The 15,431-nt window shown below is 63.9% G+C and carries 13 protein-coding genes; 7 read left to right on the forward strand and 6 right to left on the reverse strand.

The genetic code is table 11. The annotated features are described in order from the left end of the window. Positions 1-383: 383 nt before the first annotated feature. Complete coding sequence (locus AC1DB0_RS20235) at positions 384-995, reverse strand: LysE family translocator (RefSeq protein WP_175170312.1); 612 nt, start codon at positions 993-995, stop codon at positions 384-386. A gap of 111 nt (positions 996-1,106) precedes the next feature. On the opposite strand from AC1DB0_RS20235, the gene AC1DB0_RS20240 reads away from it, so the two are divergent. Beyond that, the gene (locus AC1DB0_RS20240) at positions 1,107-2,078 is read left to right on the forward strand and encodes a LysR substrate-binding domain-containing protein (RefSeq protein ID WP_476757520.1); all 972 of its coding nucleotides are present in this window, start codon (positions 1,107-1,109) and stop codon (positions 2,076-2,078) included. Here AC1DB0_RS20240 and AC1DB0_RS20245 read toward each other — a convergent pair. Then, the gene (locus AC1DB0_RS20245; RefSeq protein WP_054420691.1) at positions 2,075-2,863 is read right to left on the reverse strand and encodes an exodeoxyribonuclease III; all 789 of its coding nucleotides are present in this window, start codon (positions 2,861-2,863) and stop codon (positions 2,075-2,077) included. The two genes, AC1DB0_RS20240 and AC1DB0_RS20245, sit on opposite strands and share 4 nt — an antisense overlap. A 99-nt stretch (positions 2,864-2,962) precedes the next feature. On the opposite strand from AC1DB0_RS20245, the gene pyrE reads away from it, so the two are divergent. Then, positions 2,963-3,685, forward strand: coding sequence for an orotate phosphoribosyltransferase (pyrE, locus tag AC1DB0_RS20250; protein WP_156336313.1), 723 nt, complete (start codon positions 2,963-2,965; stop codon positions 3,683-3,685). Between the two features lie 146 nt (positions 3,686-3,831). Here the strand turns inward: pyrE and gatB are convergent, their stop codons facing one another. The 3 genes from gatB to gatC form a co-directional block, all read right to left on the reverse strand. Further along, positions 3,832-5,289 carry an Asp-tRNA(Asn)/Glu-tRNA(Gln) amidotransferase subunit GatB gene (gatB, locus tag AC1DB0_RS20255; protein ID WP_476757521.1) on the reverse strand — a complete coding sequence of 486 codons (1,458 nt, stop codon included), beginning with the start codon at positions 5,287-5,289 and terminating at the stop codon, positions 3,832-3,834. 106 nt (positions 5,290-5,395) lie between these two features. Further along, positions 5,396-6,922 (reverse strand): Asp-tRNA(Asn)/Glu-tRNA(Gln) amidotransferase subunit GatA, encoded by a 1,527-nt coding sequence (gene gatA, locus AC1DB0_RS20260; RefSeq protein WP_054420687.1) that lies wholly within the window; start codon positions 6,920-6,922, stop codon positions 5,396-5,398. 3 nt (positions 6,923-6,925) lie between these two features. Continuing rightward, complete coding sequence (gene gatC, locus AC1DB0_RS20265) at positions 6,926-7,234, reverse strand: Asp-tRNA(Asn)/Glu-tRNA(Gln) amidotransferase subunit GatC (protein WP_054420686.1); 309 nt, start codon at positions 7,232-7,234, stop codon at positions 6,926-6,928. Between the two features lie 227 nt (positions 7,235-7,461). Here gatC and AC1DB0_RS20270 point away from each other — a divergent pair, with 227 nt between their 5' ends. The 5 genes from AC1DB0_RS20270 to rodA all read left to right on the forward strand — a co-directional run bounded on the left by AC1DB0_RS20270 (position 7,462) and on the right by rodA (position 13,098). Further along, positions 7,462-8,505 (forward strand): rod shape-determining protein, encoded by a 1,044-nt coding sequence (locus AC1DB0_RS20270; protein ID WP_476758726.1) that lies wholly within the window; start codon positions 7,462-7,464, stop codon positions 8,503-8,505. An 84-nt stretch (positions 8,506-8,589) separates the two neighbouring features. Further along, complete coding sequence (gene mreC, locus AC1DB0_RS20275) at positions 8,590-9,474, forward strand: rod shape-determining protein MreC (protein ID WP_054420685.1); 885 nt, start codon at positions 8,590-8,592, stop codon at positions 9,472-9,474. Beyond that, positions 9,461-10,021: a rod shape-determining protein MreD gene (mreD, locus tag AC1DB0_RS20280; RefSeq protein WP_054420684.1), complete on the forward strand. Its 561-nt coding sequence runs from the start codon at positions 9,461-9,463 to the stop codon at positions 10,019-10,021. Before mreC ends, mreD begins: the two co-directional genes overlap by 14 nt. Before the next feature lie 15 nt (positions 10,022-10,036). After that, entirely contained in the window at positions 10,037-11,962 is a 1,926-nt protein-coding gene (gene mrdA, locus AC1DB0_RS20285) for a penicillin-binding protein 2 (protein WP_054420683.1), read from the forward strand. Next, complete coding sequence (gene rodA / locus AC1DB0_RS20290) at positions 11,962-13,098, forward strand: rod shape-determining protein RodA (RefSeq protein ID WP_054420682.1); 1,137 nt, start codon at positions 11,962-11,964, stop codon at positions 13,096-13,098. Before mrdA ends, rodA begins: the two co-directional genes overlap by 1 nt. Positions 13,099-14,369: 1,271 nt before the next feature. On the opposite strand, the gene AC1DB0_RS20295 is transcribed toward rodA, so the two are convergent. Further along, entirely contained in the window at positions 14,370-15,419 is a 1,050-nt protein-coding gene (locus AC1DB0_RS20295) for an Ldh family oxidoreductase (protein WP_175171721.1), read from the reverse strand. Between the last annotated feature and the right edge of the window lie 12 nt (positions 15,420-15,431).

Here is a 15,431-nt window from a genome sequence, read left to right on the forward strand (position 1 = left end):
CATTGTGGGGCGCGAAATATTTATTCTGGTGCATGAACTGCACCGGCTTGGTGCGCAAGTGTAGGGAAAATTGCTGCCCTGCGCAAAGCTGGAAAATGCCGCCAGGCGCTTGATATCAAAAGACTTTTTTCTGATTATTAATGGGGACGCATTGCTGTGTGGCGGAGTTGAAAACAAGCTGAAATTTGGCGTGAAAAACACGCAGCGCTTGAATTTGCAGGGAAATTTAATATGTCCCCATTTTAATGGGTCTGGGATGTCGAGCAGAACGGGGGCGTGTACCCCGTAAACAAAGGCTGGTGCAGGGGGTGGTCTTCTTGGTGGCTGTCCAAATTTCTTTCTATGCGTCCCCAATATTTATTTGATCTAGGGCAGCTCGGGCATCACACCTGAACGACCGCCAATGCGGCGCCCAGCAGCATCAAGACGACGCCCACCACGCGGTCGACCCCCCGCTGGTGCCCCAGCAACAGGCGGCGCAAGCCGTCTGATGAGATCGACCACGCCACCACGCTGAACCACAGCCAATGTGCGAACGACATGAACAGCCCATAGCCGAACTGCTGCGCCAGCGGCGTGCCGGGCGACACCACCTGGGTATAGGTGCTGATCACGAATAGCGTGGTCTTGGGGTTGAGGGCATTCGTCAGAAAACCGCTGGCCACCGCTTGCCAGGCCGTGATCGCGGGCGGCGCAGACAGGTCCTGGCTGACCGGGGTGCGGTTGAAGAAGGTCTTCCACCCCATGTAGACGAGATAGCAGGCGCCAGCCAGTTTGATGCCCTGCAGCACCGGCTGCGCGTAATGGGCCAAGAGGCTGACCCCGAACATCGTATAGAACACATGGACCTGCACGCCCAGCCCGATGCCCAGCGCGCAGACCAGCCCGGTGCGCCGGCCGAACTGATAGCTGTAACGCGTCACCATGGCAAAGTCCGGACCCGGGCTGATGACCGCGAGCAGGGTGATGAGGGCGACGGCAATGAGTTCGGTCATGGCGGGCAGAGGCAGGGATATCGGGAAAGGGCGCCCATTGTGTGACCCTGGCGTGGCGGTGAAAAACGATTTTTAATGCCGGATATCCGTCAGAAAAACTCAACAATTGCCATGAAACTGCCCCCGCTCAATTCGCTGCGCGTCTTCGATGCCGCCGCCCGCCATGAAGCGTTTGGCCGTGCCGCTGAAGAGCTGCATGTCACCCATGGCGCAGTCAGCCGTCAAATCAAGCTGCTGGAAGAGGCGCTGGGATTGACGCTGTTCGAACGCCGGAATCGAGCTGTTTTTCTAACCGATGCAGGGCACCAGCTGCTTGCCGTGACGCAAGGTCTGTTCGAGCAGTTGAGGGCGGGGTTGGCGCAGTTGCAGCAGCCGGACACGGCCGCGCCTCTCGTTGTGTCCTGTGAACCCACGATCGCCATGATGTGGCTGATTCCCCGCCTGCCCGATTTTCAGCGCACCCATCCTGGCGTGCAGGTGCATCTTTACGCGGCGGGTGGCGCGGTCGATTTCGCGGCGCAGGGGGTGGATGTGGCGTTCAGACGCAATGATTTTGAATGGGACGCGGCGCTGCATGCGGAGCGGGTGTGCGATGAATGGACGGGGCCGGTGTGCCGGCCGGGCCGGGAGCGGGCAGCGGATTGGAACGACGGCGTGGCGTTGGGCAGCGCCACGCGCCCGCGCGCGTGGCGGCAATGGGCGCAGGCGGCAGGACGCAAGCCGCCGCGCCGCGCCGGCCTGGTCTATGAGCATTTCTATCTGAGCCTGCAAGCGGCTGCGGCGGGCCTGGGCGTCGCCATCGGTTCGGCGCTGATGGCGCGGGATGCGCTGCGGGATCACCGGTTGGAAGCGCCGTACGGCTTTGTCCGCGATGGGTCCGCGTACTTCCTGCTGTCGCCCCGGCCGTTCGTCAATGATCCACGCGCGGCGGCGTTTCTGGCATGGCTGCGGCAAGAGGCCGAACGGTCGCTGCGTGAGGCGGTGGGCGATACGTCGGCCGGTGCTGCGTCGGGCGTTGCTACGTCGAGCGTCGCTATGTCGGGCGTTGCCACGCCGGACGCAACCCCGCCCGGCGTGGCTTAGAGCGTGGTGTCGTAGTCGATCGTCAACGGCGCGTGGTCCGAGAAGCGCTCGTCCTTGTAGATGGCGACGTTGCGGGCGCGCGCGGCGATGCCGGGCGTGGCGATCTGGTAATCGATACGCCACCCCACGTTCTTCGCCCAGGCCTGGCCGCGGTTGCTCCACCACGTGTACTGGTCGGGCCGGTCGTCGATGGTGCGGAAAACGTCCACAAAGCCGCGCTTGTCGAACACGTCGGTCAGCCACGCGCGTTCTTCGGGCAAGAAGCCCGAATTCTTCAGGTTGCCCTTCCAGTTCTTCAGGTCGATTTCCTTGTGCGCGATGTTCCAATCGCCACAGATAACGAACTCGCGGCCGGTGGTTTTGTGTTCGTGCATCAAGGCGTCGATCCACGGGCCGAAGCGGTCCAGGAAGCGGTACTTGGCTTGCTGGCGTTCGTCGCCGCTGGAGCCCGAGGGCAGGTAGGCGCTGATCACCGAGAGGTTCTTCCAGTCGGCACGGATGATGCGGCCTTCGGGGTCGAATTCATCGCAGCCCAGGCCGATGTTCACGCGTTCGGCCGCGTCGCGCAGGTAGATGCCCACGCCGCTGTAGCCCTTCTTCACCGCGTGATGGAAGTGGCCGGTGTAGCCAGGCGGGTGACGCAGATCGTCAGTCAGATCGGCGTCGGCGATCTTGATTTCCTGAAGGCAAAGGACGTCTGCGGCATGCTTTTCCATCCAGGGTTGCAGGCCCTTGCGAAAGGCGGACCGGATGCCGTTGAGATTGATCGACGTGATGCGCAGCAAAGCGAAACTCCTGTAGAGCGGCCGCCAGGGGCCGGAACAATGCCAGGAATTTAACCGACTCGGCGCGACCGCTCGGGAATAGCCCTGACAACGGATAAAATGCGGGCGTTTGCCATCTTCTACCGGACCTCTCGCATGCCCGCCGCCACCTCTACTGCCACTTCCCTGGATTTTGTCCGCTTTGCCCTGAACGAAGGCGTGCTGCGCTTTGGCAGCTTCAAGGTCAAGTCGGGCCGGATCAGCCCCTATTTCTTCAACGCTGGCCTGTTCAACAGCGGCCGCTCGGTCGGCAAGCTGGCGCAGTTCTACGCCCAGGCGCTGCTGGATTCGGGTGTGGAATTCGACATGTTGTTCGGCCCGGCGTACAAGGGCATCCCGCTGGCCACCGCCACGGCTGTGGCACTGGCCGCGCACCCCGGTATGGACGGCCGTGGCGACGTGCCCTTTGCCTACAACCGCAAGGAAGCCAAGGACCACGGCGAAGGCGGCACGCTGGTCGGCGCACCGCTCAAGGGCAAGGTTGTCATCATTGACGACGTGATCACGGCAGGCACGTCGGTGCGTGAATCGGTGGAAATCATCCGCAACGCGGGTGCAGAACCGGCCGCCGTGCTGATCGCCATGGACCGCATGGAACGCGCCGGCCCCGACGACGCTCTGTCAGCGCACTCGGCCGTGCAGGACGTGGCCAAGACCTACGGCATTCCCGTGGTGGCCATTGCATCGCTGTCGGACATCATGGCGCTGCTGCAAGACGACACGTCGTTCGCGGAAAACCGCGATGCGGTGCAGGCGTACCGCACGAAGTACGGGGTGAAGTAAGGCCGTGAACGACCTGTAGCGGGAGCTTCGAGTAGTCAGACATCGGGGGGGCTCCGATCAAAAATTGGCCATCCCCATTCTTCGCAAAAGAAAAAGCCGCGGCAATGTGCCGCGGCCTTTTATCAGACTGATCCCCGTTGGGGCTGTCAGTTGTCGAGCTTCTGCTTGAGCAGGTCGTTCACTTGCTGCGGGTTGGCCTTGCCGCGAGCGGCCTTCATGATCTGGCCTACCAGCGAATTGAACGCCTTTTGCTTGCCGGCCCGGTACTCTTCCACGATCGCCGGGTTGGCGGCTAGCACCTCATCGATCATGGCGCCGATGGCGCCCGTGTCGCTGATCTGCTTCAAGCCGCGCGCGTCGATGATGGCGTCGGCATCCCCGCCGTTTTCACCCGCCCACATCGCACCGAAAACTTCGCGGGCGATCTTGTTGGAGATCGTGCCGTCGATGATGCGGCTGATCAGGGCAGCCAATGCCGGTGCTTGCACGGGCGAATCGGCGATGCTCTTTTCGTCCTTGTTTAAGGCGGCGGCGACTTCACCCATGACCCAGTTCGCGGCCAGCTTGGCTTGGCCCGCCGGCAGCGCGTGCGCCACGGCTTCGAAGTAAGCGGCCAGATCGCGGCTGACGGTCAGTTGCGCGGCGTCGTAGGCGGGCAGGCCGTATTGCGTTTCGAAGCGGGCGCGCTGGGCGGCCGGCAGTTCGGGCATCGCGGCGCGGACTTCGTCCACCCACGCGCTGGAAATCACCAGCGTGGGCAGGTCGGGGTCCGGGAAGTAGCGGTAGTCGTGCGCGTCTTCCTTGCTGCGCATGCTGCGCGTTTCGTCGCGGTCGGCGTCGTACAGGCGCGTTTCCTGCACAACCGTGCCGCCGTCTTCGATCAGCTCGATCTGGCGGCGCGCTTCGTAAACGATGGCGCGTTCCAGGAAGCGGAACGAGTTGACGTTCTTGATCTCGGTGCGGGTGCCGAATTCCTTCTGGCCCACCGGGCGCACGGAGACGTTGGCGTCACAGCGGAACGAGCCTTCCTGCATGTTGCCGTCGCAGATGCCCAGCCAGACCACCAGGCTGTGCAGCGCGCGGGCGTAGGACACGGCTTCGGCGGCCGAGCGCATTTCGGGCTCGGTCACGATTTCCAGCAGCGGGGTGCCGGCGCGGTTCAGGTCGATGCCGCTGGCAGGCGACCCGTTGGCCAGCGTGAAGTCGTCGTGCAGCGATTTGCCGGCGTCTTCTTCAAGGTGGGCGCGCGTCAGGTTGATGGTCTTTTCTTCTTCGCCGACGAAGAACGACAGCGTGCCGCCGACAACCACCGGCAGCTCGTATTGGCTGATCTGGTAGCCCTTGGGCAGGTCGGGGTAGAAGTAGTTCTTGCGCGCAAAGACCGAGCGCGGCGCGATGGTCGCGCCCACGGCCAGACCGAAGCGGATGGCGCGTTCCGCCGCACCGCGGTTCATGACCGGCAGGCTGCCCGGCAAGGCCAGGTCAACCACGTTGGCATGCGTGTTGGGCGCGGCGCCGAATTGCGTGCTGCTACCCGAAAAAATCTTGGAGTCGGTGGAAAGCTGGGTGTGCGTTTCCAGGCCGATGACGATTTCCCAGTTCATTATCTGTAGTTCCAATCAGTAGTGCCGCAGCGCTGCGGCGCCGGGCCGCCCCAAACGCAGGCAGCCCCCTTTGGGGGCAGCGAGCGAAGTGAGCGTGGGGGCATCATCAGAGCGGAGACCGCTTGTGCCAGTCGGTGACTTGTTGGTAGCGGTCGGCGATGGCCAACAGGCGGCCTTCGTCGAAGTAGTTGCCAATGATCTGCAAACCGACCGGGCGCTTGCCGTTGTCGCCGCCGAAGCCGCACGGGATCGACATCGCGGGCAGGCCGGCCAGGCTCACGCCCAGCGTGTAGATGTCGGCCAGCCAGTCGGCCGTGGGGTCGTCGCGGTTGTCGCCGATGTTCTTGGCGACCGTCGGCGTGACCGGGCCCATGATCACGTCGCACTGGCCGGCGTAGGCGCGCTGGAAGTCTTGCGCGATCAGGCGGCGCAGGCGTTGCGCTTGCAAATAGTAGGCGTCGTAGTAGCCGTGCGACAGCACGTAGGTGCCGATCAGGATGCGGCGCTTGACCTCGTCGCCGAAGCCTTCGGCGCGCGAGCGGCTGATCATCTCGTTCAGGTCGCCGTACTGCTCGGTGCGGTGGCCGTAGCGCACGCCGTCGTAGCGGGCCAGATTGCTGGACGCTTCGGCCGGGGCGATGACGTAGTAGGCCGGGATGGCGAGTTCCGTGCGCGGCAGCGACACGGGCACGCGCACGGCGCCCAGCGCTTCGAATTGGGCCAGCGCGGCTTCCACCGCGGCGGCCACATCGGCGGCCAGACCGGCGCCGAAATATTCTTCCGGCACGCCGATGCGCAGGCCCTTCAGGGGCTGGCTGCCAGCGGCGTCAAACGAGGCCTGAACCGAGTCGAAATCGCGGCGGACGCGGCCCGGTTCATTCACGGCGGCGTCGCACTTTTCCAGGCTGGTGGCATCACGCGGATCGAAGCCGCTGACGACGTCCAGCAGTTCGAGCAGGTCGCGGCTGCTTTGCGCCAGGGGGCCGGCCTGATCCAGGCTGGAACCGAAGGCGACCATGCCAAAGCGCGACACCGTGCCGTAAGTCGGTTTGATGCCACTGACGCCGCACAGGGCGGCGGGCTGGCGCACCGAGCCGCCGGTGTCGGTGCCGGTGGCGGCGGCGACCAGGCGGGCGGCCACGGCTGCTGCCGAACCACCCGACGATCCGCCCGGAACCGCGGCGTGATCCCAGGGGTTCTTCACGACGCCGTAGGCCGAATTCTCGTTGCCGGAACCCATGGCGAATTCGTCGCAGTTCAGCTTGCCGATGGACACGGCGCCGGCCGCGCTCAGGCGCTCGACGACGGTGGCGTCAAACGGGCTGACGTAGCCGTCCAGCATCTTGCTGCCAGCGGTGGTGCGCCAGCCGCGCGTCACGAACGCGTCTTTGTGGGCGATGGGCACACCGGCCAACGGGCCGGCCGAGCCATCGGCCAGCGCGGCGTCGGCGGCGCGGGCCTGGGCCAGCGTCAATTCAGCGTCAATATGTAAAAAGCAATTCAGGCCGCTGGCCGCATCGGCGGCCGCGAGCGCGCTTTGCGCAAGCTCGACGGCGCTGACCTGGCGTTGGGCGAGGGCCGCGCGCAAGGCGGCGATCCCCTCGAATTGGGTATGCAAGGCGGGTTTGGTCATGGCTTAATCCAGCACTTTCGGGACCAGGAACAAGCCTTCCTGGGCGTCGGGGGCGTTGGCCAGAAGTTCCTGGCGGCGGGCTTCCGAGCTGGTCTCGGTCACGGCGTCTTCACGCAGGCGCAGCACAATGTCCTCATGGGCGGACAGGGGGTGAGCCAGGGGTTCGACGCCTTGGGTGTCGACGGACTGAAGCCGTTCGATCAGGTGGAGGATGCCGTTAAGTTCGGCCTGCGCAAGCGTGCGCTGGTCGGGGGTCAGTTCGATTCTGGCCAGCCGGGCAATGCGGGCCACATCTGTGTCATTGAGCGCCATAGGGATTGCAAAATCGATAAGCGAAGGCCGAAGGGCGGGACTGGGCAGTATGTACGCACCAATACCGTTACAAAGCTTGAATAGCCTGCATTTATGCGCTATTTCCGGTGAAATTATAAGTTATGATTCACGGTTTAATCGCCGTGATGACAGGCGGACCCGACCTTTTTCGGGCCAAACGCCCCGCGGCATGAACCCAATTCCCCCCAGAATTTAGCTGAGCTCCCATGTTCGGATTCCTGCGCAGTTATTTTTCCAGCGATATGGCGATTGACCTCGGTACCGCCAATACGCTGATTTACGTCCGCGGCAAGGGCATCGTGCTCGATGAGCCCTCCGTGGTCGCAATCCGTCATGAAGGCGGGCCTCACGGCAAAAAGATCATCCAGGCCGTCGGCCACGAAGCCAAGCAAATGCTTGGCCGAGTTCCCGGCAATATCGAGGCCATTCGGCCCATGAAGGATGGCGTTATCGCCGACTTCACGGTCACCGAACAGATGCTCAAACAGTTCATTCGCATGGTGCACCCCCGCAACATGCTGGCACCCAGTCCGCGCATTATCGTCTGCGTGCCTTGCGGCTCGACCCAGGTCGAACGCCGCGCCATTCGCGAATCCGCGTTGGGCGCGGGCGCGTCCCACGTCTTCCTGATCGAAGAACCCATGGCCGCGGCCATCGGCGCCGGCCTGGCCGTGTCCGATGCCAGCGGCTCCATGGTCGTCGACATCGGCGGCGGCACCACGGAAGTGGCCGTCATCTCGCTGGGCGGCATGGTCTACAAGGGCTCGGTGCGCGTGGGCGGTGACAAGTTCRACGAGGCCATCGTCAACTACATCCGCCGCAACTACGGCATGCTGATCGGCGAACCCACCGCCGAACTGATCAAGAAGGAAATCGGTTCCGCATTCCCGGGTTCCGAAGTCMGCGAAATCGAAGTCAAGGGCCGCAATCTGGCCGAAGGCGTGCCGCGCAGCTTCACGGTCTCTTCCAATGAGATCCTGGAATCGCTGACCGATCCGCTGAACCAGATCGTATCCGCTGTGAAGATCGCCCTTGAGCAAACTCCGCCCGAACTCGGCGCCGACATCACCGACAAGGGCATCGCCCTGACCGGTGGCGGCGCGCTGCTGCGCGATCTCGATCGCCTGCTTCAGGAAGAAACCGGTCTGCCCGTCGTGGTGGCCGATGATCCCCTGACCTGCGTCGTGCGCGGTTGCGGCGAGGCGCTGGAACACCTTGAGAAACTGGGCGCCATCTTCATCAACGACTAATACCGCCCGCCAGCCCGGAGCCCCGCTTTTTTCCGGCTCCGGCCGCTGCGGTGGCTACGGACGCGGGCGTCCGGGCTGAGATTCATGCAACGACAAGGGACTCCTCCCCTATTCAGGCGCGGCCCACCTGCGGAGGTGCGGCTGGTCGTTCTGGTCGTCCTTGCTTTGGCCCTGATCATCATTGATTCGCAATTTCGCATGCTGGAACCAGCACGCCGTGCGATGTCCGTGGCGATTTACCCCTTCCAGCGCGCCGTCATGGCGCCGCGTGACCTTGTGCAACAGGTCAACGAATGGGTCAACGCGGCCAACCTTATCCGCAGTGAAAACGAAGCCTTGCAGCGCCAGCGTATCGAGCTGGCCCAGGTGGCGTCGCATGCTGCCCAATTGGCCGCCGAAAACGCGCAATTGCGCCGTCTGCTGGGTGTGACCGATACCGTGGCGCAATCGGCGGTGGTGGTCGAAGTGATGTACGAACCCACCAACGCGTTCACGCAGCGGCTGGTGTTCAACAAGGGCAGCAAAGCTGGCCTGGCGCCGGGCATGCCCGTCATCGACGAAGGCGGGGTGGTCGGCCAGATCGTTCGCGTGACGCCGATGACGGCCGAAGCCGCGCTGGTCACCGATGAGCAAGTGTCCATCCCTGTGCAACTGCTGCGCAACGGCCTGCGCCTGATTGCCTTTGGCGGCAACTCGCCCGGCAAGATGGAAGTCCGTTACCTTGCCGCCAATGCGGACATCAAGGAAGGGGATACTATCGTTACCAGCGGCGTCGGCGGTTTGTTCCCTGCCGGCCTGCCCGTGGCCAAAGTGACCTCGGTCGAACGCGATACCGCTTCTGGTTTCGCCCGCGCCGTGTGTGAACCGCTGGCCCATCCCGAACGCTATCGCCACTTCCTGGTGCTCCAGGTAGATGTGGCCCGCGCCGAGTCCAACCGTCAGGAGGTCGATTCCGGTGGATCGGACTAATCAATCGCAACCCAGGCGCCGCCTGGGTACGCCCAGCAATGTGCACCCCGACCGCCTGTCTGGTCCGGCGCACGGCGTGTTCGTCTGGGGCACGCTGCTGCTGGTGTGGCTGGTGTCGTTGCTGCCGTGGCGCTTGTGGCAAGGCGCGCCCGATGTGCTGCTGCTGATCATCGCCTTCTGGTGCGTGCACGAGCCGCGCCGCGTCGGCTTGTTCACTGCCTTCTTCTTCGGCTTGCTGATGGATGTGCACGATGCGGGCTTGCTCGGCGAGCACGCGTTGTCCTACACCCTGGTCGCCTATGGCGCCGTGGTGCTGCACCGCCGGCTGCAACGGTTCGACCTCTGGAGCCAGGCGATGCACATGTTGCCTGTCTTCTTCATCGCCCGTTTCCTGACCCAGATCATTCACGCCTGGCTGGCCGGCAAATGGCCGGGCTGGGACTGGACGATCAGCGTGGCCATCACCGCCGCCCTGTGGCCGTTGGCGGGTTGGGTCCTGCACTTGCCGCAGCGCGGTGCCGACGACGCCGAATCTTCCTCCGCCTGATGGCGGCGTCGCCTCATGTTTGAATTCAAGAAAACCGGCCAGCAGCAAAAGCAGCGCTTCCGCCTGCGTGCCTGGGTGGGCGGCGTGTTCGCCCTGGCGTGTTTCGGCGTGCTGGTGGGCCGGTTCTGGTACTTGCAGGTGGACCGCTACGAAGGCCTGTCTGAACGCGCCGACCGCAACCGCATCGCGGTGGTGCCAATTCCGCCGCGCCGCGGCGAGATCCTGGACCGCAATGGCGAAGTGCTGGCGCGCAACTACCGCACCTATACGCTGGAAGTGGTGCCCGCCCACGCCGGCAACATGAACGAGTTGTTCGAACGCCTGACCGAAGTGGTCTATATCAGCCCGTCCGATCAGCGGCGCTTCAAGCGGCGCGCGGCGGAGTCCAGCCGCTACGCCAGCCTGCAACTGCGCAACAACCTGAACGAGACCGAAGCCGCCTGGTTCGCCGCGCACGCGTTCCAGTTTCCGGGCGTTGAGCTGCGCGCGCGCTGGGTGCGCGAATATCCGCAGGGCGTATCTGCCGCGCACGTGGTGGGCTATATCGGCCGCATCGCCGAAGGCGACAACGAAGAGCTGGAACGCGCCGGCCAGCTGGGCAACTATCGCGGCACCGATGTCATCGGCAAGAAGGGCATCGAGAAAACCTGGGAAGAACAACTGCACGGCCGCACCGGCTTGGAAGAAGTCGAAGTCACCGCAGGCGGCCGCCCCATGCGCACGTTGCGCCGCATCGACCCGGTGCCCGGGTCGGACATCATGCTGTCCATCGACCTGGGCTTGCAGAAGGTGGCGGAAGAAGCCTTCGAAGGCCAGCGTGGCGCGCTTGTCGCCATCGACCCGGACACGGGTGAAGTGCTGGCCTTTGTGTCGCAACCGTCGTTTGACCCCAATCTGTTCGTGGACGGCATCGACGTGGACAACTGGCGCATGCTGAATGAATCGCCAGACCACCCGCTGATCAACCGTCCCCTGTACGGCACGTACCCCATCGGCTCCACTTACAAGCCCTTCGTCGGCCTGGCCGCCCTGGAACTGGGCAAGCGCCGCGCGACGGATCGCATTTCGGACCCGGGCTACTACGAATTTGGCGGACAGAAATTCCGCAACGCGGGTGGCGCGGCCTACGGCATGACCGACATGCACAAGGCCATCGTGGTGTCGTCCGACACGTATTTCTATTCGCTCGGCCCCGAGATCGGCGTGAACGCGCTGCACGATTTCACCAAGCAATTCGGCTTTGGCCAGATCACCGGCATCGACCTGGAAGGCGAGAAGCGTGGCGTGCTGCCGTCCACCGACTGGAAGCGTTCGGCCTACAAGGACAAGGACCGCCAGCGCTGGTATGCCGGCGAAACCATTTCGGTTGCCGTGGGCCAGGGCTACAACGCGTTCACGCTGTTGCAGCTGGCGCAAGGCACGTCGACGCTGGCCAACAACGGCCTGTTTCGCCGTCCGCATCTGGTGCACGCGGTGCGCGACCCGCGCTCCGGCGTGGCCAAGCCCACCGAGTCCACCCCTGATTACCGTATTCCGTTGAAGCAGGCGAACGTGGACGTCATCAAGAACGCGATGGCGGACGTGGTGCGTGCGGGCACGGCGCGCCGCGCCTTCGCCAACGCACCATACCAAGCCGCCGGCAAGACCGGCACCGCGCAGGTGTTCAGCCTGCGCGGCGGCCATTACCGCGCCAGCGCCATCGACGAACGCCTGCGCGACCACGCCTTGTTCATGGGCTTCGCACCGCTTGAGCACCCGCGCATCGCGGTGTCGTTGATTGTCGAAAACGCGGGCTGGGGCGCCAGCGTGGCGGCGCCTGTGGCGCGCAAGGTATTCGACTATTGGCTGGCCAAAGACCGGCAGGACAAGATCGTGCGCCCCGACCGCAGTGACCCCCTGGCGTCGGTCGAAACCATTACTTCCGACGTGGTGCGCCAATAATGAAGCGCTTGGGCCTTATCCTGTTACGCGTGTTCACGGCATTTGATTGGCCGCTGCTGGCCATCTTGCTGATGTTCGCCGCGCTGGGCCTGACCGTGATGCATTCCGCCGTGGGCGGCACGGACTGGCGTTTCGCCGAGCAGTCGCGCAATTTCATCATCGCGTTTTTCGCGATGTGGACGATGGCGCTGATCCCGCCAAAGTGGCTGATGAAGCTGGCCTTGCCGTTTTACGTGGTGGGCGTGGTGCTGCTGCTGGGCGTGGAGTTCTTTGGCGAAACCAGCAAGGGCGCGACCCGCTGGCTGAACCTGGGCGTAACGCGCATCCAGCCATCCGAGATGATGAAGATCGCCGTGCCGATGATGCTGGCCTGGTACTTCCAGCGCCACGAGGGCGCGGTGCGCATCCGCGACTTCCTGGCCGCCGCCGCGATGCTTGCCGCCCCATTCGGCCTGATCGTGCTTCAACCCGACCTGGGCACGGCGTTGCTGGTGTTCGGCGCCGGTTTCTTCGTGATCTACTTCGCCGGCCTGTCGTTCAAGCTGCTGGTGCCGGTGATGCTGGCCGGCATCATCGCGATTGGCACGCTGGTTTACTACGAAGACCAGTTGTGCGAACCGGACGTGAATTGGGTGGTGCTGCACGACTACCAAAAACACCGGGTCTGCACGCTGCTGAATCCTAGTTCTGACCCACTGGGTAAGGGCTTCCATACGATCCAATCAATGATCGCGGTGGGTTCGGGCGGCGTGTACGGCAAGGGCTACATGAAGGGCACGCAGACACACCTGGACTTCATCCCCGAGCGCACGACAGACTTCATTTTCGCGGTGTACGCCGAGGAATTCGGCCTGTACGGCGGCATTGCCATCCTGGTGCTGTACGGTCTGATGATGGCCCGCGGCCTGACCATCGCATCGCGCGCAGCGTCGCAGTTCGGACGGCTGTTGTCGGGGGCGCTGACGATGATGCTATTCATCTACGTCTTCGTAAACGTCGGCATGGTGACGGGGATTTTGCCTGTCGTCGGGGTGCCGTTGCCGTTCATGAGTTATGGGGGGACGGCGTTGTTTACGATGGGGATCGCGTTCGGAATCATGATGAGTATTAGCCGGCATCGGTCAGTTAAGGCTTGATTGTTTGGCGGCGGTCGTTGATCTTCGTGGGTCGGTTGTAGGCCTTTCGTAGATTGGCTGGAGAGCTTCGTGGGTCAGTCGTCGAGCTTCGTAGGTCAGTCGTAGAGCTTCGTAGGTCGCCCGTCGTCGCGGTGGCCCTGCCTGCGCGCCCACGATTGCGGTCCGGAGCCTTCGCTCCGGACGTCCCCCTCGTCATCTTCGTCCAGGCCTTTGGCCTTCCCTTCAGATTCCCTCGGGCGCATCGAGGTTGCGCGCAGTCAGGGCCACCGCGCCGACGGGCTGCCGCCGTCTTGGTTCGGGGCGCTGCTACGGTGTGCCTCAGTGACGAGTGCTGCGGGGCCCGCCGAGTGGCGGCCGCGCGGGCGGCCTTACTCGGCATACGCGGTGTTGGGCGTTTGCGCGGTGTTCGCTTTCGCGAATGCGGGGAGTCGTTTTCTAATGGTCCCGCCGCAGATTTTTGGGGGGTAAAGGGTGGCGCGCAGCGCACACCGTCTTGCGCGTGTTGACCCATTGCGCGCCACGCACCGGGGTTCAAGTGGGGGGCATCATTCTTAGGATGGGTGAAGCGCTGCATGTCGCGAATGCGGATTCAATCGCGCGTAACCCATCGGGCATCCGTTAGTAATCCGATACGCGTTACATGCGCTCGCATACACGCTATCCATCCCACGAAGACAATTAACATCGTCACGCCGTAGCACACCGCGATAGCGTCAAAAGGCCGCCTGCGCGGCCGGGTTGACGCAAGCCCCGCAAGGCCAGTGTCTGCAGGCGCGCAGCGGCATCATCAATTGCAAGACGCCGCCAAGTCCCCGAGGCCGCCTGCGCGGCCGACAAGGGACGACCCCGCAAAATCTTCCGAGCGACCAGCATCGCCAAAAAAGATCCCGAACAAAGCAGCCACACGCGAAGCGCAAAGAGCGGCGACGCCCCACCGCGCGTAAGCTCCAAAAGGCCGCCCGCGCGGCCTGGAGCGGGCCCCGCAAGATCTTCCACCACCCAAAACCCGTGGTGAGAACCCTAAGAAAACGACTCGCCCCAGCTGACGTCAGATTGCAACTACCCGAGCCCGTGGCGGCGGTGGCCTGCGGGGCGCGGGGCGTCGATAAGCCCGAGGGAATCTGAAGGGAGCCGAAGGCGGACGAAGATGACGAGGGGGAAGTCCGGAGCGAAGGCTCCGGACCGCAATCGTTGCCCCGCGCCCCGCAGGCCACCGCCGTCACGGGCGTCTTAAGAACCCAACCGACAGCCCATAAAAAAACCCCGATCCATCAAGGCAACGCCTCAGGCACCCCCAGTTCGACAGCCAACTTACTCAACCCATCCCAGATGCGGCTGTCGAACTCTACCGAGTCCGCATTCACCGCCCGGTTCCGAGCTTCGTACTCCCCCGGATACTGCACCGCTTCCACGCCGGGTTGCGGTTTGCACGCGTGCAGGTAGTCAATGAACGCACCCACTTCCATCGACCGCCAATCCGTATTGAAGTCCACTTGCGGGTCCAGCAGCAGCGCGAACATATTGTTCGTCGCCACGCCGATGCGCGGGTGCTCGGGTTGGATCGTGCCGCCGCCAGACAGCACGCCGGCCAGCAGTTCGGCCACCAAACCCAGTGCATAACCCTTGTGGCCACCGAACGGCAGCAACGCGCCGGGCGGGTCCGCGAACAGCGCGCCTGGGTCCGTCGTCGGATTGCCTTCGGCATCGATCAGCGATCCCGGCGGTGCTTGTTCGCCCTTGGCGGCCAACACGCGCGCCTTGTTCACGGCGATCGAACTCGTTGCCATGTCCACAATAAAGGGCGGACGGCCGCCGGGCAGGGGGCCGGCAAAGCACAGCGGGTTCGTGGTCAGGCACGCTTGCGCGCCGCCGAACGGCGCCACGGTGGGCGCGCGGTTGATCACGTTGGTGAAGGCCAGCAGGATCAGGCCCTTGGCCGCCACCATTTCGCCAAAGTGGCCCATGCGGCCCAGGTGATGGCTGTGGCGCAAAGTCAGGATGCACTGGCCATGTTCCTGCGTGCGCTCGATCGCTTTTTCGATCACGACCTTGCCCACGTATTGACCCAGACCGTGGTGGCCGTCATAGGCCAGCATCGCGCCACGGTCGTTCACCAGTTCGGGGCGGCCGTCGGGCTTGGCCAGCCCTTCGGACAGCACACGCCGATAGTTCGTCAGGATCGACAGCCCGTGGCTGGTGTAGCCCACCCGGTCGGACTCGACCAGGTGTTCAGCCACGTCGCGGGCGATGTCTTCTGGCACGCCTTGCGCCATCAGCACCAGGCGGCCGTATTCATTGGCTTGAGCTAAAGAGAGTTTCATGATGCGTGCTCC

It is taken from the genome of Achromobacter sp. 10T422 (assembly GCF_056394065.1).